The organism is Deinococcus detaillensis (genome assembly GCF_007280555.1).
Classification (GTDB): domain Bacteria; phylum Deinococcota; class Deinococci; order Deinococcales; family Deinococcaceae; genus Deinococcus; species Deinococcus detaillensis.
Genome location: NZ_VKDB01000001.1, coordinates 401242 through 425614, shown reverse-complemented (window position 1 = coordinate 425614; position 24373 = coordinate 401242). Strand labels below are relative to the sequence as shown.

25 protein-coding genes are annotated in these 24373 nt (G+C 61.2%); 11 read left to right on the top strand and 14 right to left on the bottom strand.

What is annotated here, in order from left to right:
* Positions 1-323: 323 nt before the first annotated feature.
* From FNU79_RS02250 to FNU79_RS02230, 5 genes are all read right to left on the bottom strand, one after another.
* Positions 324-1643, bottom strand: a complete 1320-nt coding sequence (locus FNU79_RS02250) for an ammonium transporter (protein ID WP_143719241.1) — start codon at positions 1641-1643, stop codon at positions 324-326.
* 32 nt (positions 1644-1675) lie between these two features.
* Positions 1676-2050 carry a P-II family nitrogen regulator gene (locus FNU79_RS02245; protein ID WP_143719240.1) on the bottom strand — a complete coding sequence of 125 codons (375 nt, stop codon included), beginning with the start codon at positions 2048-2050 and terminating at the stop codon, positions 1676-1678.
* A 303-nt stretch (positions 2051-2353) separates the two neighbouring features.
* Positions 2354-2914, bottom strand: a complete 561-nt coding sequence (locus FNU79_RS02240) for a DUF4126 domain-containing protein (RefSeq protein ID WP_143719239.1) — start codon at positions 2912-2914, stop codon at positions 2354-2356.
* Between the two features lie 85 nt (positions 2915-2999).
* Positions 3000-3662 carry an aminoacyl-tRNA hydrolase gene (gene pth, locus FNU79_RS02235; RefSeq protein ID WP_143719238.1) on the bottom strand — a complete coding sequence of 221 codons (663 nt, stop codon included), beginning with the start codon at positions 3660-3662 and terminating at the stop codon, positions 3000-3002.
* Positions 3659-4063: a hypothetical protein gene (locus tag FNU79_RS02230; RefSeq protein WP_143719237.1), complete on the bottom strand. Its 405-nt coding sequence runs from the start codon at positions 4061-4063 to the stop codon at positions 3659-3661. Before FNU79_RS02230 ends, pth begins: the two co-directional genes overlap by 4 nt.
* A 95-nt stretch (positions 4064-4158) precedes the next feature.
* On the opposite strand from FNU79_RS02230, the gene FNU79_RS02225 reads away from it, so the two are divergent.
* The 6 genes from FNU79_RS02225 (at position 4159) to FNU79_RS02200 (ending at position 8487) form a co-directional block, all read left to right on the top strand.
* Positions 4159-4674 carry a DUF1999 domain-containing protein gene (locus FNU79_RS02225; RefSeq protein ID WP_143719236.1) on the top strand — a complete coding sequence of 172 codons (516 nt, stop codon included), beginning with the start codon at positions 4159-4161 and terminating at the stop codon, positions 4672-4674.
* Between the two features lie 69 nt (positions 4675-4743).
* On the top strand, positions 4744-4965 hold the full coding sequence (locus FNU79_RS02220; protein WP_143719235.1) for a heavy-metal-associated domain-containing protein: 222 nt from the start codon (positions 4744-4746) through the stop codon (positions 4963-4965).
* Positions 4966-5277, top strand: coding sequence for a DUF503 domain-containing protein (locus FNU79_RS02215; RefSeq protein WP_124869824.1), 312 nt, complete (start codon positions 4966-4968; stop codon positions 5275-5277).
* Positions 5278-5338: 61 nt separating this feature from the next.
* Positions 5339-5869 carry a hypothetical protein gene (locus FNU79_RS02210; protein WP_143719234.1) on the top strand — a complete coding sequence of 177 codons (531 nt, stop codon included), beginning with the start codon at positions 5339-5341 and terminating at the stop codon, positions 5867-5869.
* Between the two features lie 402 nt (positions 5870-6271).
* A complete protein-coding gene (gene malQ / locus FNU79_RS02205) occupies positions 6272-7792 on the top strand; it encodes a 4-alpha-glucanotransferase (RefSeq protein WP_143719233.1) in 1521 nt (506 codons plus the stop codon).
* A gap of 98 nt (positions 7793-7890) precedes the next feature.
* Positions 7891-8487 carry a cob(I)yrinic acid a,c-diamide adenosyltransferase gene (locus tag FNU79_RS02200; RefSeq protein ID WP_143719232.1) on the top strand — a complete coding sequence of 199 codons (597 nt, stop codon included), beginning with the start codon at positions 7891-7893 and terminating at the stop codon, positions 8485-8487.
* Here FNU79_RS02200 and FNU79_RS02195 read toward each other — a convergent pair.
* The 9 genes from FNU79_RS02195 to FNU79_RS02155 form a co-directional block, all read right to left on the bottom strand.
* Positions 8484-9095 (bottom strand): LutC/YkgG family protein, encoded by a 612-nt coding sequence (locus FNU79_RS02195; protein WP_143719231.1) that lies wholly within the window; start codon positions 9093-9095, stop codon positions 8484-8486. The genes FNU79_RS02200 and FNU79_RS02195 overlap by 4 nt on opposite strands.
* Positions 9085-10521 (bottom strand): lactate utilization protein B, encoded by a 1437-nt coding sequence (locus FNU79_RS02190; protein WP_185974579.1) that lies wholly within the window; start codon positions 10519-10521, stop codon positions 9085-9087. The genes FNU79_RS02195 and FNU79_RS02190 overlap by 11 nt, the downstream gene beginning before the upstream one ends.
* Positions 10518-11309, bottom strand: a complete 792-nt coding sequence (locus FNU79_RS02185) for a (Fe-S)-binding protein (protein WP_143719230.1) — start codon at positions 11307-11309, stop codon at positions 10518-10520. Before FNU79_RS02185 ends, FNU79_RS02190 begins: the two co-directional genes overlap by 4 nt.
* Positions 11306-12715 carry a rhamnulokinase gene (locus FNU79_RS02180; protein ID WP_143719229.1) on the bottom strand — a complete coding sequence of 470 codons (1410 nt, stop codon included), beginning with the start codon at positions 12713-12715 and terminating at the stop codon, positions 11306-11308. The genes FNU79_RS02185 and FNU79_RS02180 overlap by 4 nt, the downstream gene beginning before the upstream one ends.
* Positions 12716-12813: 98 nt before the next feature.
* Positions 12814-14901: a bifunctional aldolase/short-chain dehydrogenase gene (locus tag FNU79_RS02175; RefSeq protein WP_143719228.1), complete on the bottom strand. Its 2088-nt coding sequence runs from the start codon at positions 14899-14901 to the stop codon at positions 12814-12816.
* Between the two features lie 21 nt (positions 14902-14922).
* Positions 14923-15678 (bottom strand): class II aldolase/adducin family protein, encoded by a 756-nt coding sequence (locus tag FNU79_RS02170; protein ID WP_143719227.1) that lies wholly within the window; start codon positions 15676-15678, stop codon positions 14923-14925.
* The gene (locus tag FNU79_RS02165) at positions 15671-17086 is read right to left on the bottom strand and encodes a rhamnulokinase (RefSeq protein WP_225429820.1); all 1416 of its coding nucleotides are present in this window, start codon (positions 17084-17086) and stop codon (positions 15671-15673) included. The genes FNU79_RS02170 and FNU79_RS02165 overlap by 8 nt, the downstream gene beginning before the upstream one ends.
* A gap of 17 nt (positions 17087-17103) precedes the next feature.
* On the bottom strand, positions 17104-18309 hold the full coding sequence (gene rhaI / locus FNU79_RS02160) for an L-rhamnose isomerase (RefSeq protein WP_143719225.1): 1206 nt from the start codon (positions 18307-18309) through the stop codon (positions 17104-17106).
* A 133-nt stretch (positions 18310-18442) separates the two neighbouring features.
* Positions 18443-19219 carry a DeoR/GlpR family DNA-binding transcription regulator gene (locus tag FNU79_RS02155; protein ID WP_143719224.1) on the bottom strand — a complete coding sequence of 259 codons (777 nt, stop codon included), beginning with the start codon at positions 19217-19219 and terminating at the stop codon, positions 18443-18445.
* A 114-nt stretch (positions 19220-19333) separates the two neighbouring features.
* Between FNU79_RS02155 and FNU79_RS02150 the strand changes: the two genes are divergently transcribed.
* The 5 genes from FNU79_RS02150 to rhaS all read left to right on the top strand — a co-directional run bounded on the left by FNU79_RS02150 (position 19334) and on the right by rhaS (position 24276).
* A complete protein-coding gene (locus FNU79_RS02150; protein WP_143719223.1) occupies positions 19334-19663 on the top strand; it encodes an L-rhamnose mutarotase in 330 nt (109 codons plus the stop codon).
* A complete protein-coding gene (locus FNU79_RS02145; protein ID WP_143719222.1) occupies positions 19656-21203 on the top strand; it encodes a sugar ABC transporter ATP-binding protein in 1548 nt (515 codons plus the stop codon). Before FNU79_RS02150 ends, FNU79_RS02145 begins: the two co-directional genes overlap by 8 nt.
* A complete protein-coding gene (locus FNU79_RS02140; protein ID WP_225429819.1) occupies positions 21200-22219 on the top strand; it encodes an ABC transporter permease in 1020 nt (339 codons plus the stop codon). Before FNU79_RS02145 ends, FNU79_RS02140 begins: the two co-directional genes overlap by 4 nt.
* Positions 22216-23202, top strand: a complete 987-nt coding sequence (locus tag FNU79_RS02135; RefSeq protein ID WP_143719221.1) for an ABC transporter permease — start codon at positions 22216-22218, stop codon at positions 23200-23202. Before FNU79_RS02140 ends, FNU79_RS02135 begins: the two co-directional genes overlap by 4 nt.
* A 72-nt stretch (positions 23203-23274) precedes the next feature.
* Positions 23275-24276, top strand: a complete 1002-nt coding sequence (gene rhaS / locus FNU79_RS02130) for a rhamnose ABC transporter substrate-binding protein (protein ID WP_143719220.1) — start codon at positions 23275-23277, stop codon at positions 24274-24276.
* Positions 24277-24373 lie beyond the last annotated feature (97 nt).

The window sequence follows — 24373 nt, the reverse complement described above, 5'->3', positions numbered from 1 at the left end:
GTTCTTGGCAGTGCGGTTCGTGGCACATGACCCCCCGCGCCCTGAGGTGGGTGGCGGCGAGTCAAACATGCAGTTGGTTTGGCCCGACTCTTAGACTGTCAAGCTCAACGAAAATCTTATCACAGCACCCCCAATCACTTTTTAGGACATCAATCCCGGATGAAGCCCCCGCCGCGTGGCGTGCCCTGACCGGGAAGATAAAGCTGAGGTGAAAGTCACAGCCGCTCCCACCTTCGGCAGACCTGCAAAATCCCCCAGCCACTGCACTGGGGGACACAAAAACGAATGCTCGACCTCACTGGAAAGGGCAATTTAATCAAAACTTAATCTCCGCCGATCATCACCGGAGCGCTGAGGCCCGATTCGTTTTCGGCGTAGCCCTGCTCACTATGCGAGGAGATGTCGATGCCGCTGACTTCTTGGCTGGCCGTGACCCGCAGCGGCAACACCAGACCCACCAACTTGAGCAAAATGAAGCTGCCCACGCCGCAGAACACCAGAGTAAACACCACCGCTTGAGTTTGAATCAGCATTTGCTCGCCCAGCGGCTTGCCTTGGCCCGTCGTCCACGCTAGTGCGCCGGTCAGCAGCGCTCCTACAATGCCCGCAATACCGTGACAGGCAAAGACGTCTAAAGCGTCGTCGGCGCGGAAGGCCTGCTTGAACTGCACCGCCCAGAAGCTGGCGGTGGCTCCGGCAATGCCCACCACCAAAGACGCCCAGGGAGAAACGAACCCGCAAGCCGGCGTGATGGCGACCAGGCCCACGACCAAGCCAGTCGCTGCGCCCACAGCGGTAGGCTTGCCGCCCCGCGCACTTTCCCAAATGAGCCAGGTCAGCATGGCGGCGGCGGTAGCCACGCAGGTGGTCATAAAAGCCAGCGCCGCCGATTGGTTGGCTCCCAGAGCGCTGCCGGCGTTAAAGCCGATCCAGCCGAACCACAAGATCGCCGCGCCGAGCAGCACGAAGGGAACATTGTGCGGCACGTGGGCGGTGCGGCCATGTCCGATGCGCGGCCCCAACACGAAGGCGGCCACCAGAGCGCTGACGCCCGCCGCGATGTGAATGACGGTGCCGCCCGCGAAGTCCAGCGCTCCGCGCACGCCCAGCCAGCCGCCGCCCCAGACCATATGGGCCAGCGGCGAGTAGATCAGGAGGCTCCACAGTCCGCCGAACAGCAAGAAGGCCCCAAAGCGCATCCGCTCGACGACCGCGCCGGAGATCAGCGCCAGTGCGATGACGGCGAACATGGCCTGAAACGCCGCGAAGACGTAAGACGGAATGGTGCCGTTGACAGTATTGCTCAGGCCATTGAGGCCGGCAGCGCTGAGTCCACCAAAAAAGGAATTGCCCGGCGTGAAGGCGATGCTGTAACCGCCCAGCATCCACAGCACCAGCACCAAGCCTATAGAAACAAAGCTCATCATCATGGTGTTGAGCACGCTCTGTGAGCGGGTCAGGCCGCCGTAGAAAAAGGCCAGACCCGGCGTCATGAACAGCACCAGCGCGGCGGCCACGATCATCCAAGCGGTGTCGCCGGTGTTAAAGGCAGGGGCTTTGACCGCTTGGGCCAGCGCCGCACCTATGCTCAACAAGGTCAGCAGCGGCAGCGAGCGCCTCAGTACAGTTGGGGTCAGCAGCATCGAATCTCCTCGGTACGGTCGTCAGGCCCGGTTTAGCGGGTGGGCGTCAGGGTTTTGGTTGCGACGGGCGTCAGGGCGCTGTTGTCTTCTTCACCAGTACGGATGCGGATGACCCGCTCTAGAGGCGTCACGAAAATTTTGCCGTCGCCGACTTCTCCGGTGCGTGCGCCCCGGCAGATGGCTTCAATGGCAAGTTCTATAAACGGCTCGCTGACGGCCATCTTGAATTCCACTTTGTCGTGAAACTCGACGATGACGCGGGTGCCCCGGTAGCGCTCCACGACTTCCTGCTCGCCGCCGTGTCCGCTGACCCGGCTCAGCGTCAATCCCTTGATGCCCGCTTGGAACAGGGCTTCTTTGACTTGCTGCACCCGTTCGGGCCTTACCACTGCGGTGATCAGTTTCATGCGGCTCCTTTGGCCCTGCACTGCAACCTGTCCGTTGAAGCTCCTCCACGACTGGAACTTTTAGGCCATGTCTAAAATGCAGATTAAGGTCAGCCGTGCAGTCTGTCAACGCCAAAGCGTTCATATCGCTGCATTTGTGTGGACAACTTGCACAATTTAGGCGGCGAGACGATTTTTCTAGATCCAAATATGCAATCCGTTCAAACTTTTTTGGACAAGATGTCCATTTGTCCTCCATAAATCAGGCCAGCAAGAAGCGGCGCAGACACTGAACCGTCTGCGCCGCCCTGTCTCTCCCCTGTTCTACGTCAGCGACCTGCGCCTTGGCCGCCGCTGCCACAAGCGGAAGCCAAAATACAGCAGCAGTAGCAACAGGGTCACCGCCAGCACCGGAGCGAAAATCGCCAAAATACTCAGCAGCACCGAAGTGCCGTCCTCGGCAGTGGACACCAGCGGGTTGGCCAGCCCACCAGTCAGGGCGGTAGACGCCGGACGCAACACCGTGCGGCCCATCTGCACGCTGCCCGCCACCACGAAGCCCAGCAGCAGCGACACGCTGGGATCGAGGTGGGTGATGCCCGCATGCGAAGCGAACAGCACCGCCCCCGCCGCCGCGTTGAGAATGCCGCCGAAGACATGCAGGGCGTGGTCTATGCCGGGAATCTTGTCTCCGACGAAATCGAGCGCTCCGACGACCGTGATGCCCAGAAGCACCCAGGTGTTACTCAGCAGCGCGTACGACTCTGGCAAGGCAATCACGCCGTAGCGCTGGAGCAAGCCGACGATCAGCAGCGGCACGTAAGCGTTCAGGCCCGCCGCGCCAGACAAACCGAACGAAGTCAGCAGTCCGGTCAGGACTTCCATTGCGTCACCGTCAGTGAGATCAGCGTCATACGGCTTGATACAGCAGCGGCGGGCCTGAAGTTCTCCGGCTCTCTTGAGCGCGGCTTTACTTCTGAGCGGTTTGAGAAAGTGGTACCGGGCCTGACTCGACTTCCGATTCGGCTGCACTGACCGGCACTTGAGCGGCAGGCTCCGGCTTGGGGCGCAGGTCGGTGTTGTTGTAGGCCGCCTGCGCTTCCTTGGGGCCGGCTGTGACCCACTTGAGCGACGCGCCGACGCCCAGCCGCACCAACTCGTCTAAGGTGGGGCGCTCGCTCTCGGCCCATTTGCTCAGCACCCAGTCGGCAGGGTCGCGGCCAGCAGGCGGGCGAGAAATACCGATTTTGAGGCGGGCAAACTGCTCAGTGCTCAGCACGCGGATAATATCGCGCACACCGTTTTGGCCGCCGTGCCGCCCGCCCACTTTGATTTTGAGTAACCCGAAGGGGCTGTCTAGGTCGTCTTGAATGACCAACAGCGCCTCGGGGCTGAGCTTATAAAACTGCATGGCGGGCAGCGCCGCTTTGCCCGAAGCGTTCATAAAGGTCTGCGGCTTGATCAGCAGGACCTTTTCGCCGAGCACCCGGAATTCGGCTTGCTCCGCGTGTTCGCCGGCTCGCCACACTGCACCCTGTTGCCTTGCCAGCTCGTCGGCCACCTGCCAGGCGACGTTATGCCGGGTTTGGGCGTACTGAGAACCGGGATTGCCGAGGGCCACGATGAGTTTCATGCGTCATGGGCGTCCAAGACTTCCCGCACCTGCGCTTCGGTTTGGTGCACCTTGGGATCGTGCTTGGCCTTCCTAAACCCGTCACGGAAATCTGCGAAGCGGGTGTCGGTATTGCCGAACAGCAGACCGTAAGCTTGGCGCACGTCACCGAGTTGGCGCTCGCCCAGCACGGTGTTTTTTTGGTCGATCACTTCGTCTAAGGTGGACATCAAGCCCGAAAGTGGGCGCAACCACTGAAACGCCGGATCGTTGGTGACGAGGTTGAACAAAGTGAAAGGGGAAGTCACGGGGCCGTGCAAAAACTCGTAGTCGCTTTTGGCCACCTCCAAAAGAGCGGAGTGAAAGTGTCGCAGGGCGGCGGCGAGGGCTTCTAGGCGGGCGCGAACGGGTTCGGCAGTCATGTCCAGCAGTTTGCCACAGCCCGCCGGAGTTTGAATTAACCAATCTGCCGAGCCAGCCCACCAATCGGCGCACACCCAAGCGCTAGCCTGCGTTTATGCTGCGTTACCGAATCTTTACCCCTGACGACTTCCCTACACTCGAAGCGCTCGACTTGGCCGTGCAGCGCCGCGCCGACCCTGCCTTCGACACCCTCGATGAGCGCGAGCGAGAAGGCCGCCTGCGAACTTCGTTGCCCGCCCTCAAGTTTTTTGAACGAAGCGAACACAGCTTTTTGGCGGAAGAGGAAGGCCAGCTCATGGGCGTACTGCTGGCCCAGGCCGTTTGGCAAGGCGACAAGCCAGTGGTGATGGTGGTGCAGGTGCTGCTGACCGAAGGTGCGCCCAGCGAGGCGGCCAGCGGGTTGCTGCACGCCTGCGTCAAGAGCGCTTACGACGCCGCCGTCTACGAAGTTCACTTTCCCGTGACGCCGGAGTTAGAGAGCGCGGCCCACAATGAAGAAGCGCACCTGCTGGGCCGCTACGCAGTGAGCTATCTGGGCAGCCGCCACCAGACCGCGTCCGGCGAGCGGCTCAGTAAAATGCCAAACACGGGTGGCGAGAGTAGCGCCTAAAAAAACGCGGTTCCTGGCATTCACCATGAAAGCACCACTCCCAGAAGACACTAAAAGGAGAATCAACCCATGACCCAACCCAACAACAAAGCCCGCGTCCTGATCGGCGTGCGCGGCATGGAGCAAGAATCGGGCGTCCGCATCTCGGCAGCGCTCTTGGCCATGCCCGGCGTGACGCAGGCCCAACCCGACCAAGGGCAAATCGCCGTGCAGTATGACCCCACCGCCCTGACCGTCATGGATTTGCTGCGGGCCATTCGCAAGCAGGGCTTTTTGGCGGGAATGCTTTAGGTGGCGCTCGGCTATATCGGCAGCCTGACGGTGCGCGTAGAGATGCCCTGGGTCAGCAATCTCAAGGAAAAGCGAGCGCTGGTGCGGCCCGTGGTCGAGCGCCTCAAGGCCCGCTTTCCGGTAACGGTGGCCCGCTTGGACGGCCTCAACGCCCACGACTGGGAAATTATCGGGGTGGTAACGGTCAGCAATGATCGGCAGTGGGTCGAAGAAACCTTGCAACTCGCCGCCGACTTTATCGTGGCGCAGGGCGAGTACCGAGTGACCGAGGAAGAGCGCGGCATCGTGACGATTGAAGAGGTGATGGAGTAATCGAGAACTTCCCTCTCGTCCAAGATGTCCTCTAGAATGATAAACGGGCCGACTAGATAATATGCTCAAGGAGAATATTAGAACCTTGCGTGTTAGATTTGAGCAGGGCAAGTATACATCTGACTCAGGTATTGAATTTTCATTCAAAATAAACCGCAGATACGAACACAAGGAATTAAAGTCTCTTTTTCTCGGTTTTGGAATTCCCGAGAAGAGCGAATACTTTGAATTCCTCATTATGTTTGGCGCTTGCGATATATTTGCAAAATACAAATGTCAAGAAGGAATGACTGAAATACTCATGCAATCTATCGAATTTTTTCGTGTTGAGAAGCTCAGAGAGATCAATGCATCTGTATCGGATGTGCTTATAGAAGATTTATCGCAGTTTTTTTTGGTGGCTCGTAATTCATATTCAGGTTACTATTTTGGCTTCGATCTATCTAGAAGCACTAACACATTTGGTATATTTACTGTTGACTCTTATCCAGAAGATTGGCGAGAAGATACTGATGCTTGGTGCGATTTTAGCGAGTGGATTAACCTACTGATAAAGACGGATGGAAGAAGGAGCAGGTTTTCCAAAAAATGATTGCGTCTAATGAACAGCAGCAGGCCTATCCAAAACCAGAAGTGCTTTTGTAAAGCTGTAGCGCGTGGTTGCCCCACCCCGTACACCTACCCCACTTAAAGTTTCACGCTGCTCTCACTCGCTTGGGGAAACAGAACGCCGTCAGATTCAGCAAATAAAAGAGCGGCGTTTTATCAGCCAGCTCAAAGTGCTGAGCTATCAGTCTGGCAACTGGTGGGCAGGCGGACAGCTCACGCTCCTCACGGCGTGGCGAGTTTGCGGCCCCTCTTTCTTAAACTTTGTGCTCTCCTCCACCGCTGCCTTGCTACAATCTCTCCATTCATGGAAGTGGTTCCAACTCCGGCAGCCGGAGACAGCCAGCCGCCGGTTGTGTGACGGACCACGCCCATCCAAGGAGATGTCATGCTGATTGCCCGTTCCAGTGGAGTCCTGCTCCACCCCACCAGTTTGCCCGGCCCTTACGGGATCGGCGAACTCGGCCAAGAGGCCCGCAGCTTTATCAACTGGCTTGCCAGCGCGGGCCAAAAATACTGGCAAGTCATGCCGCTCGGGCCCACCGGCTACGGCGATAGCCCTTATCAGGCCTTCTCGGCGTTCGCGGGCAATCCGTATCTGGTGTGCCTCGACACCCTACGCGAGCAGGAACTGCTGCTGGACGTGGACTTTGACGCGGTGCCGGAATTTAACCCTGACCGGGTGGATTTTGGCCTTCAGTACATCTGGCGCAACCAAATGCTCAGCCGCGCCTTCTCACACTTCGAAGCGGGCCGGGCCGAGGGCGAAATGGGCGAAGTGGACGCCGAGTTCGCCGTATTCAAGGCCAGCGAGCAGCACTGGCTGGGAGACTACGCGCTATTTATGGCCATCAAAAACGAGCAGGGCGGCCTGCCGTGGAACGCTTGGCCGCTGCCGATTCGCCGCCGCGAAGCCGAGGCCATGTCGGACGCCAAAACCCGCTTGGTTCGCGAAATCGAGCGCTATTCGTTTCAGCAGTTTTTGTTTTTCAGGCAGTGGACGGCCATCCGTGATTACGCCGCCGAACAGGGCGTGCAGGTCATCGGGGACATTCCAATTTTCGTGGCGATGGACTCTTCCGACGCTTGGGCCAACCCGGAGCAGTTTTTCTTTGATGACGAAGGCCAGCCGACGGTGGTCGCGGGTGTGCCGCCAGATTACTTCAGCGAAACCGGCCAGCTCTGGGGCAATCCCTTGTATGACTGGGACGTGATGAAAAAGAGCGGCTTCGAATGGTGGATTCGCCGTTTTCAGGCCAGCTTGAAGCTGTACGACCTGATCCGGGTCGATCACTTCCGGGGCTTTGCGGGCTACTGGGAAATTCCTTTTCCTGCCGACACCGCCATGAACGGCGAGTGGAAACCGGCGCTGGGGCACGACATGTTTGACGCCGTGCGTCAGGCGCTGGGCGACCTCCCGATTATCGCCGAGGATTTGGGCGTGATTACGCCGGACGTGGAAGCGCTGCGCGACGATTACAACTTGCCGGGCATGGCGGTGCTGCAATTTGCTTTTGGCGGCGGCGACTTTGCCGTCAACGCCTTTTTGCCGCACAACCTCAAGGAAAATCAGGTGGTCTACACCGGCACCCACGACAACGACACCACCCGGGGCTGGTGGCGCAATGCCGACGAGCACGAGCACCACACCTTCCGGGTCTACACCCACAGCGATCCCAGTGAAGAGAGCTTTGCTTGGCTGCTGACCACCATCGCCTTTGAATCGAAAGCCAATTTGGCCGTCGTGCCGCTGCAAGATTTGCTGAATTTGGACAGCGACGAACGGATGAACTTGCCCGGCAGCACTGGCCCCGAAAACTGGACCTGGCGCTACCGGGAGGGCGTGGTGTCGGCTGATTTGGCCCACAAGCTGCGCGAGTTGACCGAAGAGACGAAGCGAACGGCTTAAAACAAGAGGCGAAGGGTAAAATTAGGCCGCTCGCTGCAAGGTGGGCGGCTTTGTTGCGGCCTGCTTTGTTGCGGCCTGCTTTGCTTTACCCTGAAGCCATGAAACTGTATACCCGCACCGGCGACGGCGGTCAGACTGGACTCTACGGCGCAGACCGCGTGAGCAAAACGCATCCCCGCGTGGAGGCTTACGGCACGGTCGACGAACTCAACAGCGTGCTGGGCCTTGCCCGCGCCCACAACGCCCGCTCGCACACGCCGCAGGCCGACGTGGAAACGGATTTGGAATACCTGCAAAACGCGCTGTTCGATCTCGGCGCAGATCTGGCGACCCGTCAGGACAGCCCCTATGCCAAAAATGTGGCCCGCATGGACGCTGAGGACGCCGCTTACTTGGAAGCCATGATTGACCGTTATCAGGACGGTGTGGAACCGCTCAAGCATTTTATTCACCCAAGCGGCACGCCAGTTGGAGCCAGCTTGCACGTGGCCCGCAGCGTGGCGAGGCGGGCCGAACGAGACGTGCTCAGGCTGATGGAGGTGGAGGAGGCCAACCTTCAGGCTCAGATCTATCTCAACCGCGTTTCGGATTTGCTGTTCGTGATGGCCCGCGCCGTCAACGCCCGCGCCGGACTGAGCGAGGAAGCCTGGAAGGTCAAGCCGAGGCGTAAAGCGGCGGAGCAGAACAACTCCTAATCCACCACGACGATGCTTAGTCGCCTCGGCCCGTGAACACCCTCAACGCGGCTGAGTTCGATGTCGCTGGTGGCGCTCGGCCCGCTGATCCAAGTCAGGGGGCGGCCCGCCAGCACCGCTGCTTGTAAAGCGGCCACCGCCTCAGGCACACTGTCCACCACTTGCTCGGAGCGCACCACGCAGACATGCCAATCCGGAATCAGCGTCAACGCTCGCCGCCCCTGCCCCGCGCCGTGATCGAGTACCACCGTACCGGTTTCGGCAATAGCGACGGCACAGGTGGTCAGCACGGCGTCGTAAGCGGCGAGGTCGGCGTGGGTGGTTTGCGGCTTGTGGGTTGCGGGCTGCGGGAAAAGCTGGGCTGGAAATCCTTCAGGAATTAAGACATTCTGGCCGCTCAGCAAACCAGCGAGCAGAGCGGGCAAGTCAGCTCCACTGGCGCGGTGAACTTCGGCCCGGTACTCGGCGGCGTACTCGGCAAACTGAGCCACGATCTCGGCCCTTTGGCGGGTCGAAGCAGGAATGGGGGGGCGTTCTATCTCCAGATTGGGGCCAGCGGCGGCACGGTGGATGCGGGTCAGGATTTCTAAACGGGCCTCACTCGTCATTTTGTCCCTCCTCTCGCCACAGCTCACGAAACGATTTGGCCGGAAACGGCGGCAAGTTGCGCGAACTCGTCCAGCCACCGAGCAGGCCGGGTAGAGCGTGAATCGCGCCGTGCTGCACCAGCGGCCCCTGCCCAGTACGGGCCAGTTTCAGCGCTCCCTCAAAGCGGAACGGCTCGTTAAAAATCCAGGCGGCGGTTTTCATAGCAATACTCTCCACCGTGTTCTCTAGATTGTGCGACTTGTGCGGCGTAATCTGTCCACGCAGATAAATCAGGATTTCGGGAATGTTGATCTTGACCGGGCAAGCATCGTAACAGGCTCCGCACAAACTGCTGGCCCACGGCAAGGTGTTGGCATTTTCATCTTCGAGTTGCAGCAGTTGAGGCGTCAGAATCGCGCCAATCGGGCCGGGGTAGACGCTGCCGTAAGCGTGGCCGCCCGCCCGCTCGTAGACGGGGCAGACATTCAGGCAAGCCGAGCAGCGAATACAGCGCAGCGTTTGACGGGCGGCTTCGTCGGCCAGCACGTCGGTGCGCCCGTTGTCCAGCAGAACCAGATGAAATTCCTGCGGGCCGTCGCCGGGGGTGACGCCGCTCCAGAAACTGGTGTACGGATTCATACGCTCGGCGGTAGAGCTGCGCGGCAGGAGTTGCATGAACGGCGCGATGTCGGCCCACTGGGGCAGCACCTTCTCTATACCCATCACCGAAATCAGCACGTCGGGCAAGGTCAGGCACATCCGCCCATTGCCTTCGGATTCCACGATGCAGACGGTTCCACTTTCGGCAATGGCAAAGTTTGCGCCGGATACGGCCACTTTGGTGCTCAGGAATTTCTCGCGGAGGTAGAGGCGAGCGGCTTCGGCCAGCACTTTCGGCTCGTCGGTCAGCAATTCTGCGCCGAGTTTTCGGCGAAACAAATCACGGATTTCGGCGCGGTTTTTGTGAATGGCCGGAACCAGAATGTGGCTGGGCGTGTCTCCGGCGAGTTGCACGATCAGCTCGGCAAGGTCGGTTTCGATGGCCTGAATGCCGCGCTTTTCCAGCGCCGCGTTGAGTTCGATCTCGTCGCTGGTAATGCTCTTGACTTTGATGATCTCCCGCGCTCCATGAGAAGCGGCGAGGTCAGTCACGATGCGGCAGGCTTCGGCGGCGTCCCGCGCCCAGTGAACTTGCCCGCCGCGCCGCTTGACTGCCGTTTCCAGCGTCAGGAGTTGCTCAGCTAAGTCTGAGAGAGCGGCGTCTTTGAGTTCTGCACCTCGCGTGCGGAGAGCTTCCCAATCCGGCAGCTCAGCCACCGCCCGAAAGCGCTTCTCGCGGATGGTGGTGGTGGCGTGCTTGAGGTTCCGCCGCATCTGGGCGTCTTGCAGCGTGTCACGGGCCGCCTCAGGAAAAGGCCGGGCCGGGTGAATGCCTCCAGCGCTCACAGCAGGGCCTCCGCGCTGACCTGCATTGCGCCGATGGTTTCTGAACTTCCAGCGCTCATTGACTCAGTGCTTGCCAAAATTTCCGCCAAATGCACCACGCCCACCCCACTCTGCAGCCGACTCAGGCCGCCGCCGATGTGCATCAAACAAGAATTGTCGCCCGCCGTGCAGCACTCGGCCCCGGTACTCATCACGCTCTGCACCTTGTCGGCCAGCATCGCTGTACTGGTTTCGGGGTTCTTGACACTGAACGTTCCGCCGAAGCCGCAGCACTGCTCAGAGGCGGGCAATTCCACCAGGGTCAGGCCGCGCACATTCTTGAGCAGCCTCAGAGGCGCGTCGCCCACCCGCAGCAGCCGCGCCGCATGGCAGGTTGGATGGTAGGTGACGCGGTGCGGATAGTACGCGCCCACATCTTCGACCTTCAGCACCTTGATGAGAAATTCGCTGAGTTCATACGTCCGCTTTCCAAGTTCGGTGACTTCCCGCAACAAATCGTCGTCTCCGGCCCACTCTGCCGCCTTCGGATACAGGTCGCGCACGAAGGCCACGCAGGAGCCGCTGGGGGCCACGATCACCTCGGCGTTTCTGAAGTCGTTCACGAATTTGCGGATGAGTGGCAGGGCCTCGCGCTGATAGCCGGTATTGAAATGCATCTGGCCGCAGCAGGTCTGCGCTTCGTTAAAGCGGACTTGGTGGCCGAGTCGCCGCAGCAGCCGCGCCATCGCCAGGCCCGTTTGCGGAAAAAGGGCGTCGTTGAGGCATGTGATAAACAAATCTATTTTCATGGTTGGGGGTTGGGTGAGAAAGTTTTCAAGGCGGTGGAGGCCCGCACCACTTGGCGCAGGGTAGGAAGGTCGGTTTGGCCCAGCGCTTGCACCGATAGATTACCCATTAAAGTGGCCTCCACAGGGCCAGCGATCACCCATTTGCCACAGGCGTTGGCGATCAGTTGGTTGAGCAGAGCAATTTGTGAGCCGCCGCCCACCACATGCACCACGCGAATAGCCTGACCGCTCACGTCTTTCAGCACCCTTAGAATCTGCGCCGTTTTGTGGGCGAGGCTGTCCAGCACGCAGCGGGTAATCTCAGCGGGCGTCTGGGGTACGAACTGATTCGTTTCGGAGCAGTACGCCTGAACCCGCACAGCCATATCCGCACCGGGCGGCAAAAAGCGGGCGTCATCCGGGTCAATGGTGGAGCCAGATGCCACGTCGGCGGCCTGCTTGTACAAATCGGCATAGTCCAGCTTCCAGACCTCGTTGCACTGCTGAATAATCCACAGGCCCATCACGTTTTTGAGCAGCCGGTTGGTGCCGCCCACGCCTGCTTCGTTGGTCAGATTCTCGGCGAGGCTGCGCGGCGTGATGATCGGCTGGGGCGTTTCAATACCCACCAAGCTCCAAGTGCCGCTCGACACATAAGCCCAGTCTTGGCCCTCGGCAGGCACGGCGGCGACGGCGGAAGCGGTGTCATGCGTGGCGGGCAGGATCACTTGAACGCCTCTCAGCCCCGTTTCGCGTTCCACTTCCGGCGTCAATTTGCCTAAAGTCGTGCCGGATTCAACGATATCGGACAACAATCTGGTGGGGATATTGAGGGCGTCGAGCAATTCGGTGGCCCATTTTCCCATTTGAGGGTTGAAAAACTGCGTACTGCTCGCATTGGTGCGCTCGGTGACGGCCACGCCGCACAGCCAGAAGTGCAGCAGATCGGGGATCATCAGCAACTTGTCGGCGCGGGCCAAACGTTCAGGCGGTTCGGCAGCGAGTTGGTAGAGGGTGTTGAACGGCAAAAATTGAATGCCGGTGGCGTTATAAATCGCCTGGTCGGTCAGCGTGGCCCGCACCCGCTGCATCACACCATCTAAGCGGGGGCTGCGGTAATGGTGCACCGCGCCCAGCAAGTCGCCCTGAGCGTCCAGCAAGCCGTAATCCACCGCCCACGAATTGACGCCGATGCTCTGAATCTCGCCGTGCTGCGCCGCCAGTTTGAGGCCGTGCAGCACCTCGCGCCACAGGCCCAGAACGTTCCAGTAGAGTTGCCCACGCACGGGTACGCCGCCGTTGGGGAAGCGGTGCAGGATTTCTACGTGGAGCTTGCCGCCTTCGAACGTACCGAGAGCGACGCGGCCACTGGAAGCGCCGAGGTCAACGGCTATGTGACGAGTGGGAGGGGCAACCGCTTTGCTCACTTCACCCCCTCTCCTTGAGAGCTGTACTGGCTCCACTCTCCACGCTTTCACGCGTCGCTCCCCTCAAGGCGGACGGCGACAACAGGGGTGATCTTTGCTCACCGCACATAAGCTATCGGCACCCCGCCGTCCACCGTGATCACGCCGCCCGTCGTCTTGGCGGCAGCGGGCGAGGTCAGCCAGTAAGCGGCCTCGGCAATGTCTTCGGGAAACACATTGACCTTCAGCGTGGTGCGGTTGCGGTAAAACTCCTCCAGTTGATCAGGTTCGAGGCCGTAGGTCGCCGCACGCTCGGCCCGCCATTTGCCGTCCCAGATGCTGCTTCCGGCCAAAATCCCGTCGGGCAGCACCGAGTTGACGCGGATGCCCGCTGCGCCGCCTTCCTCGGCAAGGCAGCGGGCGAGGTGGAGTTCTGCGGCTTTGGCGGTGCTGTAAGCCGCCGCATTCTTACCTGCCGCCACGCTGTTTTTACTGCCGATAAAAATCAGGCTGCCGCCGGTACCCTGCGCTTTCATCAGCTTGAAGGCTTCGCGGGCCACCAGAAAGTAGCCGGTAGACAGAATACTTTGGTTGTGGTTCCACATCTCCAGACTGGTTTCTTCAATCGGGGCGCTGGAGGCGATTCCAGCGTTGTTGACGGCAATGTCCACGCCGCCGTACTGCAACACGGCTTGGTGGTAAGCGTTGATGACTTGCCCTTCCTCGGTCACGTTCATGCTGAGGCTGGTGGCCCGCCGCTGGCCACGCTGCTTGTTCACTTCCTCGGCCACGGTCTTGCCGCCGTCGGCGTTCAGATCAGCAATCACGATGTGCGCTCCGTCCGCCGCCAGCCGGTGGGCAATCGCCCGTCCGATGCCGCTGGCCGCGCCCGTCACGAGTGCTACGTGTCCTTCCAGCGCTTTGGGCGCGGGCTTGAGGCTGAGTTTGTAGAGTTCCATCGGCCAGTATTCGATGGCGTAACTCTCGGCGGCAGACAAGCTCACGAAGCCGCTCAGGCTGCTAGCGCTCTTCATCACCTGAATGGCGCGGGTATAAAGTTGGCGCGAAACGTCGGCTCCCTGCGCGTCGGGGCCACTGGTGACCATCCCGAGGCCCGGAATCAGCACCACGCGCGGCGAGGGCGCGAACATCACGTCGCCTGCCGATTTGTTGCCGTCAAAATACTCGGCGTACTCGGTCTTGAAGCCGGCCACACCGTCTTTGGCCGCCTGAATCAGCGCTTCCACTCCCTGCTCCGGCGTCCAGTTGAGGTACAGCGGCACGCGCTTGGTGTGAACCAGATGGTCGGGGCAGGCCGCGCCCACCTGCGACAGCTCGGCGGCGGCGTTGGAGTTGACGAATTCCATGATGTTAGGAGAAGTGTCCACTTCCAGAATCACCGGACGCGCCCCCTTCATTGCGCCGCGCAGGATCGGCAAAACACTGAAGAGGAGGGCGTCACGCTCGTCGGCTGGCACACTTTGGACTTTCGCGCCGCCAAACGGCTGGGCCTCGGCGTGGACGTCCAGGTAAGTCTGCGCCTCGCCAATAATTTTCAGGGTGGATTCATAGCTCTCTCTGGAGGTGTCACCCCACGTCACCAGCCCGTGTTTGCCCATCACTACGGCTTCCAGCTTGGGATTATCGCGCACCGCCGCGCCGATCTGCTGGGATAAGGTGAAGCCGGGCCGGATGAAGTCCACCCAGGCCGCCCGCTCGCCGTAAATCTCGCGCATCACGTCGGGGCCGTTGGGCGTGCAGGCGATGCCAATAATGGCGTCGGGGTGGGTGTGGTCCACGTGCTTGGCCGGAACGAAGGCGTGCAGCAGCGTTTCGATGCTCTGGCGCGGGCGGCCCACTTCGAAGGCGGTGCGGTCAAGGTAGGCGGTCATTTCCTCGTCGGACATCTCGGCGCGGTCAAACAGGGGCAGCACTTCGTCGAGCTTGAGGCCCGCAAACCCTTTCTCGGTGATGGTGGCAATGTCCGAACCCGAACCCTTAACCCACAGCACCGTCACGTCGCGGCCCAGATGGTCTTTTTCCACACTCTTGGTGCTGGTGTTGCCGCCGTAAATGTTGACCAGCGTACGGTCGGAGCCGAGCAAATTGGAGCGGTAAGTCAGCGAGGCGAGGCCGTCCGACTTGGGCGCGTCGGCGTCGTTCCAGCGGTCTTCGGGCAAAGTTGAGCGGGCTTGAGTATTGGTCATAAGTTCTCCTTATCTGGGCGGTTAAAGCCCTAAAGCTTTCTGGCGGTGGTGCTCGTCGGGGCGCTGATAGATGCGGGCCACCTGTTCGGGGGTCAGGTAAGTGGGGGTGCCGCAGGCGAGGGCATGCAGCAAAATCTGGGCGGCTTTGTCGGCCATCTGGGTCACGGCCTGCACCTCACGGGCAGACTTGCCCAGCGCGATGAAGCCGTGGTTTTGCAGGTAGATGGTTTTGGGCGTGACGCCGTGCGCCTGCTGATGAAACTCAATGGCGTCCCTTAAAGCGCGGGCCAGCCACAACCCTGGATCGGTATACGGCACGCAGCACGGCGCGGGGCCGCACACCACGATTTCGTCGGGAAAGAGCCGTCCGCCTGCTTGCAGAGCAGACCAGCCCCGAGCCGAGCAGGTCAGGCCGTTGATAGACACCGGATGGGTGTGGCCCACAAAGTTCACGTCCGGCAAGCCCAGCAAGAAGGCGTGCAGCAGCGTTTCCACTGAGGGCAGGGCGGGCGTCAGACTGGCACCGGTCAGCAGAGCTTTGATGTCGGCGTCGGCGTAGGGCCGATTACTGCTCAGTACGTCCAGCAGCGGCGCAAACTGCACTTCGCTGAGGTGGGCCTCGGTCAGCGTTCGCAGCTCGGAGCCGCTCGCCTTGACCAAAAAGGTGTCGGCGCTCAGGCGTGCCGAGGTGTTGCCCTCGCCCAGAATCGCCCAGGGGTGCTGCGGGTTGCCCAGCGTGTGCGAGAGCGAGAGCAGTTCATTCAGGATTTTAGGCATGAGCGGCCTCCAGTGCGGCGGGTTCAAAGATCTGCACAGTTTCGGAGCGCCGCACCACGCCGCGCAGTTCGTCCCGCCGCAAATACCCCAGCGTCTGCGCCTGAATCAGCAAATTGCCGATCAGGGTGGCTTCCACTGGCCCCGCCATCACCGTTTTGCCGGAGAGGTCGGCAATGCGCTGATTGAGTAGGGCAATCTGCGAACCGCCGCCCACGATATGAACGGTGTTCAGGTGCTTACCGCTGACCTCCTCCAGCACCGTCAGCGCCTTTGCGGTGGCCTGCGCCAAACTTTCCACGATGCAGCGGGTGATCTCGGCGGGGGTCTGGGGTGGGGTTTGCTGAGTTTCCAAGCAATACGCCTGAACACGCTGCGGCATATCAGCCCCCGGCGCGGCAAAACGGGCATCTTCGGGATCAATCAGCGGGCCAGCTTCAACCTGTGCGGCCTGCGCGTAGAGGTCAGCGTAGTCCAACTTCCAAGCCAAATCGCACTGCTGCAAGAGCCACAGACCCATACCGTTTTTCATCAGCAGGGTCTGATCGTTCGCGCCCGCCTCGTTGGTCAGCTCGGCGGCGAGGGCGGCGGGCGTCAGCACAGGTTCGGGAACTTCCAAGCCCACCAGAGTCCATGTCCCGCTGGACACGAAGGCCCAGTCCTGACCCTCAGCAGGAACGGCGGCCACAGCGGAGGCCGTGTCGTGGGCGGCGGGCGCGATCACCTGCGTTCCGCTCAGGTTAGTCAGGCGAGATACTTCGGGCGTCAGCGGCCCCAAGTCCGTTCCGGCGGGAACCGGTTCGGGGAGTAAATTGGCGGGCAAGTTCAGAGCATCTAATACCGATTTTGACCACTCACGGCTGCGGGGGTCGTACATCTGCGAGGTGCTGGCAATGGTGCGCTCACAGACGGCTTTGCCGCTGAGCCAGAAGTGAAAAAGGTCGGGCGTCATCAGCAATTTATGGGCAGATTCAAGGCGCGTCGGCGACTCGCACAGCAGTTGGAAGGCCGTGTTGATCGGCAAAAGCTGAATGCCGGTGTGGGCATAGAGGTCGGCTCTGGGCATCAACCCAAAGGCTCGCGTCAGCACGCCGTCGGTGCGTGAATCGCGGTAGTGGCGCACCCCGCCGAGCAGTTCGCCGCGCTTATCCACCAGACCGTAATCCACGCCCCAGGTATTGACGCCCACGCTGGCAACCTCGCCGCGCCCAGCCGCCAGCTTGAGGCCGTGCAGAATCTCGCGCCAGATATTCAGCACATCCCAGTACAAGCCGCCGCGCACGGGGACGCCGCCGTTGGGAAAGCGGTGCAAAATCTCGATGCTGAGGCGCTGCTGCGGCGGCTGGCCTTCCAACCGTCCCAGCGCCACCCGCCCGCTGGACGCGCCCAAGTCCACGGCAATGAAACTCACCGACTCGCCGCCCATCGTTAGCGGCTCACCCCCGCCTTTCCCTTGACCGGATAGCCGCCGCCGCCCGTCTGGGTGCCGCGCTCGCGGGCCACTTTTTCCTGATAACCGCTTTGCCGGTGCGCCTCAATCGGTTCAGAGTGAATGCCCATCTCGGCACGCAGTTCCATCAGCAGCGGACGCACATCGGTTTTGAAGGCGTCCATCATGACGCGGTGGGCGGCCAGCACGTCGCCCTTGCTCTGGGCCTCTTTGAGCAAATCACGGTCAATCAATAAAGCTTTGGCATAAGATTCCTGGCAGTTCAGCACGCTTTGCAGCATGGCCTCCACCTTCGGCTCAATATTGTGACTCTGGTCAATCATGTAGGACAAGTTCTGAGCGGTCTGCTTTGTCAAATCGTCCGCCGAGTTCGCGCCGTAAACCAGTTCAGCGTAAATACAGAACAGTTCAAACGGGTTGGACGTGCCCACGATCAGGTCGTCGTCGCCGTAGCGGCGGGCATTGAAGTGAAAGCCGCCCAGCCGCCCCTCGTCCAAGAGAAACGCCACAATCTGCTCGATGTTGACGCCCTGCGCGTGATGGCCGAGGTCAACCAGCACTTGCGCCTTATCTCCAATGGCGAGGCAATGCGAGTACGAAGCGCCCCAGTCAAACAGATCGGTAGCGTAGAAAGCCGGTTCAAACAATTTGTATTCCACCAGCATCCGAGTGCCGCTCGGCAGAGCGTCGTGAACGCGCTTCAGTCCCGCCCGCATTCGGCGTTTGCGTGAGCGCAGATCGTCCTGTCCGGCGTAATTGGTACCGTCCGCGAACCACAACGAGAGGTCGCGGCTGCCGGTCTGCTTCATGACCTCCACGCAGTCGAGCAGGTGCTGAATAGCTTGTTCGCGCACCGCTTCATCCGGGTTGGTGACGCTGCCCAGCCGGTATTCCTCATCCTGAAAGACGTTGGGGTTGATTGCGCCAATGGTGAGGCCACGCTCTGAAGCATATTTTTTTAACTCGCCGTAATCGTCCACCGCGTCCCAGGGGATGTGAATAGCCACGCCGGGCGCGATGCCGGTCAAGCGCTGAACCTCGGCGGCGTCGTCCAGCTTTTCCCAGATGGTTCGGGCCGCACCCGCAGCGGCAAAGGTCTTGAAGCGCGTACCGGAATTGCCGTAGCCCCACGAGGGCGTCTCGATGCGCTGGGCTTTGAGTGCGGTCAGAAGGTCTGGGTTCATGTGGCTCCTTTTGAAGCGGCGGGAAGGCCAAGTTCGTTTTGCTCACCAATCGTCGTGGATGGACTGTCGTCGTGGGCAGCACCCTTATGGGCTCCTCCTCTGCTTTGCAGCTCTGCCAAGAGGACGCCGCTCCTCACCCCGTCATGATCACCTGAATGTCGTCTTCCTCCAGCCGCCTGCGCTGCTCCGGCGGCAAATCGGCGTCGGTAATCAGGGTGTTGATGTCGGCGTGGGTGGCGATGGTGGCCAGCGCCCGGCGGCCCACTTTGCTGGCGTCCAGAAGGGCCACCACGCTGCTGCCACTGGCGATCAGCGCCCGTTTGGCTCCCACCTCCGGCAAATGAGGATCAGTAAAACCGGCGTCGGGGGTGTAGCCTTTGGCCGAAAAAAACACCAGATCCGGATGCAGCCGCGAGATGGTATCGGTGAAAAATGCCCCCACAAACGAGCGGGCAGGCGTGTGAAAATTGCCGCCCACCATCAAAAACGGCACGCCGCCGCTGGCCAGCACGTTGGCGGCGTCCAAGCTGCAAGCAATCGCCTGCACTTTGCGGGCCGGCAGCAAGCGGGCCAGCGCCAGACAGGTGGTGCTGGCGTCGAGAGCCACCGTGTCGCCGTCTTGGATCAGGGCCAGAGCGGCGCGGGCAATCCGTTCTTTGGCCTCCACATGCTGCGCCGAGCGCAATTGCTGAGAAAGTTCTTCACTGGTTTTGTCGAGCAGTTGCGCTCCACCGTGAACGCGCAGCAGCTTGCCCTGCTCGCACAGCGCGTCTATGTCACGGCGCACGGTCATTTCGTGGACACCAAACTCGGCGGCCAAGTCTTTGATCCGCACCACTTTCTCGCTAAGGGCGCGGCGCAAGATGTCTTGCTGGCGTCCCGGCAAGGGAGCCACAGTGTCACTAGGCATGGCTATACTCTAACATCAAAGTGACAAAAGATAACAAGCCCTTGCAATTTTTTGTGCGGTAGTGTTGAATGGGGCCAGTCCAAAGTTCATTTCGATCCCGCGTTCTGGAGGGCCATGACCGCACCCCATCAACGAGTTTGCTTTCTACTTCAAGTGCGCCCCAAGCGCTTAGAAGAGTACAAATCCCGCCACGCCGCTGTCTGGCCCGAGATGTTGGCGGCCCTCTCAACAACCGGCTGGCACAACTATTCGCTTTTTCTCAAAGAGGACGGCTTACTCGTCGGCTATTTTGAAACGCCCAGCTTGGAAGCGGCGCAGTCCCGCATGGCGAATACAGAAGTCAATGCCCGCTGGCAAAGCGAAATGGCCCCGTTTTTTGTAGACCTGGCAGGCACGCCGGATCAGGGTTTTCTACGACTGGAAGAGGTGTTTCACCTTGACTGATCTTCAAAACGCCCAGCCCAACAGGCAGCCTCTCCTGACCCTCAGTCACGCCAGCAAATCCTTCGGCCCAGTCAAGGCGCTCTCGGATGTCAGCATCGACCTCTTTCCCGGCGAGGCTCACGCCCTGCTGGGCGAGAACGGCGCGGGCAAGTCAACCTTCGTCAAGATTCTGGCGGGTGTCCACAAGCGCGACAGTGGCACACTGCAAGTCGGCGGGCAAGATGTTCACTTTCACTCGCCCGGCGAAGCGCGGGACGCGGGCATTGCCATCATCTATCAGGAACCGACCCTCTTTCCTGATCTCAGCGTGGCTGAAAATGTGCTGATGGGACGGCAGCCCTCCGGCGGACTGGGCCGCATCGACAAGGCCGCCATGCGCCAGCAGGTCGCGGGGTTGCTGAGCGAACTCGGCGTCACGCTCGATCCGGCCCGGCTGGTGCGCGGCCTGAGCATCGCCGATCAGCAACTGGTCGAAATCGCCAAGGCCCTGTCGCTCAAGGCCAATGTCCTGATCATGGACGAGCCGACGGCGGCGCTGACATTATCGGAAACCGAGCGGCTGTTCAAGGTGGTGCGCTCGTTGCGGGAACGCGGCGCGGCGGTGCTATTTATTACCCACCGGCTTGAAGAAGTCTTCGGCGAGTGCCAGCGCGTGACCATCATGCGCGACGGCACCTGGGTCAGCAGTGGCCCAATCACTGACTACGACACCGATAAGGTGGTGCGGCAGATGGTGGGGCGCGATCTGGGCGACCTGTATCCACGCGGCGAGGCTCACTTGGGCGAAGTGGCCCTGTCGGTACGCGGACTCAGGCAAGCGGGCGTCTTTGACGACATCAGCTTTGAAGTGCGTAAAGGCGAGATCGTCGGGCTGGCGGGTCTGGTGGGCGCGGGCCGCAGCGAGGTGGCGCGGGCTATCTTTGGCATCGATCCACGTGAGGGCGGCGAGGTCAGGATCAATGGACACGTTGCCCCGCCGCTCAACCCGCAGGCGGTGATGGCCGCCGGGCTGGGTCTGGTGCCGGAAGACCGCCGCCAGCAGGGATTGGTGATGGACATGAGCATCGAGCGTAATGCCAATCTGGCCATTTTGAATCGGCTGCGGAGCGGCTGGCTGATGAACCGCGAGGCCGAGAGCAGCAGCGCCCGCGACTGGACCACCAAGCTGCAACTTAAGGCCCACCGCCTGACCGACCCGGCCAGCAGCTTATCGGGCGGCAATCAGCAGAAGGTGGTGCTGGCCAAGTGGCTGGCCACCAATCCCAGCGTCCTGATCGTGGACGAACCGACGCGCGGCATCGATGTGGGCGCAAAAGCCGAGGTGCATAAGACGTTAGCGGAGCTGGCCGCCTCGGGCCTCGCCGTGCTGATGATCTCCTCGGACTTGCCGGAGGTACTGGGCATGGCCGACCGCATTCTGGTGATGCGCGAGGGGCAACTCGTCGGCGAACTCAGCCGCGAGGAAGGCAGCGAGGAAGCCGTGATGTATCTGGCGACGGGGCAGCGTAAACAAAGCAGTCCACTGGGCGGCGCGGCGTGACCGGCAAAATTGCTCAGACTCAGACCTCCGCCCCGAACCTCCTGACGCGGCTGCTCAGGGCGCGGGAAGTCAGTCTGATGGCGCTGCTGCTGTTCGTCACACTGGGTACGGCAGCCATCAATCCGCTATTTCTCAGCTTCACCAGCCTCAAGGATCTGTTTTTGAACGTGGCCATCATCGCGCTGGTAGTCGTCGGTCAGACCATCGTGCTGCTGATGAAACACGTGGATCTGAGCGTCAGCAGCGTGGTAGGCCTCAGCGCCTTCCTGACCGGCTCGCTGTTCGTGGCTTTTCCGGGCCTGCCGGTGCCGCTCGCCCTGCTGTTCGGTCTGGGGCTGGGCGCGGTGCTGGGCAGCGTCAACGGCTTACTGGTCGCTTACGGCAAGGTTCCGGCGCTGGTCGCCACCCTCGGCACGCTGTATGTCTTTCGGGGAATCGATTACGCGGTGGTTCACGGCGGTCAGATCAACGCTTCCAACTTGCCGCCGAGCTTTCTGGGCTTTGCGACGGGCAATCTGCTGGGCGTCCCCAATCTGGTGCTGCTGGTCATCGTGGTGATGCTGGGCTTCGGGATTTATCTGGGGTCGTACCGGGGCGGGCGCGAATACTACGCGGTGGGGTCCAACTCGGAGGCGGCGGTGCTGGCAGGCATCAGCGTCACCCGGCGCACCCTCACAGGATTTGCCCTCAGCGGGGCGATTGCCGGGCTGGCGGGCGTGCTGTATCTGGCCCGCTACGGTACGGTGGACGCCAACGCAGGCAGCGGCCTGGAGCTGCAAGTGATCGCGGCGGCGGTGGTCGGCGGCGTCAGCATCAACGGCGGAGTGGGCAGTCTGCTCGGCGCGGGCCTGGGCGCACTGCTGCTGGGCGTGATGAGCAGCGCTCTGGTGACGCTGCGGGCACCCGGCTTTTATCAGCAGGCCATTCAGGGGGCGCTGCTGCTGGCAGCCATCAGTGTGGACATGCTGGTGTCTCGCCGTAGCGCCAAGCAGAACGCCAAAGGTCGGCAATCATGAAATGGCGCACTCTGCTGGGCTGGGAAGTCACCTTGATCGTGCTGGTCTTCGCCGCCCTCTTCGGCGGGGCGCTGCTCTCGCCCGCCTTCTTGACCGCTTCCAACCTGACCTTCCTGACCGCCAATTTCAGCGAGGTGGCATTGATCGCGCTGAGCATGACCCTGATTATCATCGTGGCCGAGATCGATCTTTCGGTGGCTTCCACGCTGGGACTGTCCAGTGCGGTGCTGGGGGCACTCTTCGCGGCGGGCTGGCCGATTCCGCTGGCGATTGTGGCGGCTTTGGCGGTGGGCGCACTGGCCGGACTGTTCAATGGCCTGCTGATTACCCGGCTGGGCCTGCCCTCGCTGGCGGTCACAATTGGCACGCTGGCGCTCTACCGGGGGCTGGCTTACGTGGTGCTGGGCGACAAGGCCATCGCCGACTTTCCAGCCTTTTACACTAATTTGGGATTTGGCACGCTGCCGGGCACGCCGATTCCCATTCCCATCGCGCTGTTCTTTGTGCTGGCTGTCATCACGGTGGTGGTGCTCCACGCCACAGCTTTCGGGCGCAGCTTGTACGCCATCGGAGCCAATCCAGTGGCGGCGCGGTTCGCGGGCTTGCGGGTCGAGCGGGTCAAGCTGAGCCTCTTTGTGCTGTCGGGACTGATGTCGGCACTGGCAGGCGTGGTCTATACCTTCCGCTTTGCCAGTGCGCGGGCCGACAACGCCGTGGGCCTGGAACTCGGCGTGATCGCGGCGGTGCTGCTCGGCGGCGTCAGTATTTTTGGCGGCAAGGGCAGCGTGGTGGGCGCGGTGGCCGCCGTCTTTCTCATCGGCATCATCAACGGAGCGCTGACCATCGTGGATGTGTCCAACGAGGTGCTGACCGTCGTGACTGGCCTGCTGCTGATCGGCTCGGTGCTGGTGCCCAACCTGCTCGGCCACTTCCGCACGTACCGCGAGCGCCGCCGCGCCAAAGGGGACCGCGTGATTCAGTAGCCCCCACTTCCCACTCATCTTCCACAGCCGCCTCACCACCCTTCGCCCCTCTCCCCGATCTGGAGGTTCCACATGAAAAAGCGCACCGTACTCCTGTCCGCCCTGACCCTGACCGCTGGCCTCGCTTCGGCGGTCCTGGTCCAGAACACCTATAAAAAGGGCCTCAAGATCGCCATGCTGCCCAAGATCATCAACATTCCCTACTTCACCACCACCGACAACGGCGGCCTAGAGGCCATCAAGGAACTTGGCGGTATCGGCAAGGCCGTGGGGCCGTCGGACGGCGGAGCCAGCTCACAGGTCAGCTACATCAACACCCTGATCGCCCAGCGTCAGGACGCCATCGTGCTGGCCGCCAACGACGCCAACGCTTTGGTGCCTTCGCTCAAGCGGGCGATGGCTCAGGGCATTAAAGTGGTTACCTTTGATTCGGACGTAGCCGTCGAAGGCCGCCAGATCTTCATCAACCAGGCCAAGAGCGACGGCATTGCCAAGGGGCAGGTAGAGCTGCTGGCCAAGCTGATGGGCAACAAGGGTGAATTCGCCATCCTGAGCGCCACCCCCAACGCCACCAACCAGAACGCCTGGATCAAGATCATGCAAGACGAGCTGAAAAAGCCTGCTTACAAGGACATGAAGCTGGTCAAAATCGCTTACGGCAACGACGACGACCAGAAGTCATTCACCGAGATGCAGGGCCTACTCCAAGCCTACCCCAACCTCAAGGGTGTGATTTCTCCCACCACAGTCGGCGTGGCGGCGGCGGCGCGGTATCTCTCGACCAGTCCCAAGAAGGGTCAGGTGATGCTGACCGGCCTCGGCACCCCCAACCAGATGCGCTCGTTCATTAAAGACGGCACCGTCACCGCCTTCCAGCTCTGGAATCCCGGCGACCTCGGCTACCTGGCCGCCTACGCCGCCGCCGCGCTGGCCAGCAATCAGGTGACTGGCAAGGAGGGCGACACCTTCACGGCAGGCAAGCTCGGCAAGTACACCGTCGGCAAGAACGGCGAAGTGGTGCTGGGGCCTCCCACCACCTTCGACAAGGCCAACATCGACAAGTTCAATTTCTGAGCTGATCGCAAGACAAAGCCGCCAACGCCCCCAGTGGGCGCGGGCGGCTTTTTTGAGCTGGATAGGCTGGAATGCTGCGCCGCCTGACGGCTTACCC

Excerpts from the sequence above, each read along its gene's own strand:
- FNU79_RS02240 (WP_143719239.1), bottom strand. The coding sequence starts at position 2,914 with ATGGAAGTCCTGACCGGACTGCTGACTTCGTTCGGTTTGTCTGGCGCG.
- FNU79_RS02210 (WP_143719234.1), top strand. The coding sequence starts at position 5,339 with ATGCTCAAGGAGAATATTAGAACCTTGCGTGTTAGATTTGAGCAGGGC.
- FNU79_RS02250 (WP_143719241.1), bottom strand. The coding sequence starts at position 1,643 with ATGCTGCTGACCCCAACTGTACTGAGGCGCTCGCTGCCGCTGCTGACC.
- FNU79_RS02245 (WP_143719240.1), bottom strand. The coding sequence starts at position 2,050 with ATGAAACTGATCACCGCAGTGGTAAGGCCCGAACGGGTGCAGCAAGTC.
- pth (WP_143719238.1), bottom strand. The coding sequence starts at position 3,662 with ATGAAACTCATCGTGGCCCTCGGCAATCCCGGTTCTCAGTACGCCCAA.
- FNU79_RS02220 (WP_143719235.1), top strand. The coding sequence starts at position 4,744 with ATGACCCAACCCAACAACAAAGCCCGCGTCCTGATCGGCGTGCGCGGC.
- FNU79_RS02150 (WP_143719223.1), top strand. The coding sequence starts at position 19,334 with ATGACCGCACCCCATCAACGAGTTTGCTTTCTACTTCAAGTGCGCCCC.
- rhaI (WP_143719225.1), bottom strand. The coding sequence starts at position 18,309 with ATGAACCCAGACCTTCTGACCGCACTCAAAGCCCAGCGCATCGAGACG.
- FNU79_RS02185 (WP_143719230.1), bottom strand. The coding sequence starts at position 11,309 with ATGAAAATAGATTTGTTTATCACATGCCTCAACGACGCCCTTTTTCCG.
- malQ (WP_143719233.1), top strand. The coding sequence starts at position 6,272 with ATGCTGATTGCCCGTTCCAGTGGAGTCCTGCTCCACCCCACCAGTTTG.
- FNU79_RS02175 (WP_143719228.1), bottom strand. The coding sequence starts at position 14,901 with ATGACCAATACTCAAGCCCGCTCAACTTTGCCCGAAGACCGCTGGAAC.
- FNU79_RS02170 (WP_143719227.1), bottom strand. The coding sequence starts at position 15,678 with ATGCCTAAAATCCTGAATGAACTGCTCTCGCTCTCGCACACGCTGGGC.
- FNU79_RS02200 (WP_143719232.1), top strand. The coding sequence starts at position 7,891 with ATGAAACTGTATACCCGCACCGGCGACGGCGGTCAGACTGGACTCTAC.
- FNU79_RS02135 (WP_143719221.1), top strand. The coding sequence starts at position 22,216 with ATGAAATGGCGCACTCTGCTGGGCTGGGAAGTCACCTTGATCGTGCTG.
- FNU79_RS02225 (WP_143719236.1), top strand. The coding sequence starts at position 4,159 with ATGCTGCGTTACCGAATCTTTACCCCTGACGACTTCCCTACACTCGAA.
- FNU79_RS02195 (WP_143719231.1), bottom strand. The coding sequence starts at position 9,095 with ATGACGAGTGAGGCCCGTTTAGAAATCCTGACCCGCATCCACCGTGCC.
- rhaS (WP_143719220.1), top strand. The coding sequence starts at position 23,275 with ATGAAAAAGCGCACCGTACTCCTGTCCGCCCTGACCCTGACCGCTGGC.
- FNU79_RS02155 (WP_143719224.1), bottom strand. The coding sequence starts at position 19,219 with ATGCCTAGTGACACTGTGGCTCCCTTGCCGGGACGCCAGCAAGACATC.
- FNU79_RS02230 (WP_143719237.1), bottom strand. The coding sequence starts at position 4,063 with ATGACTGCCGAACCCGTTCGCGCCCGCCTAGAAGCCCTCGCCGCCGCC.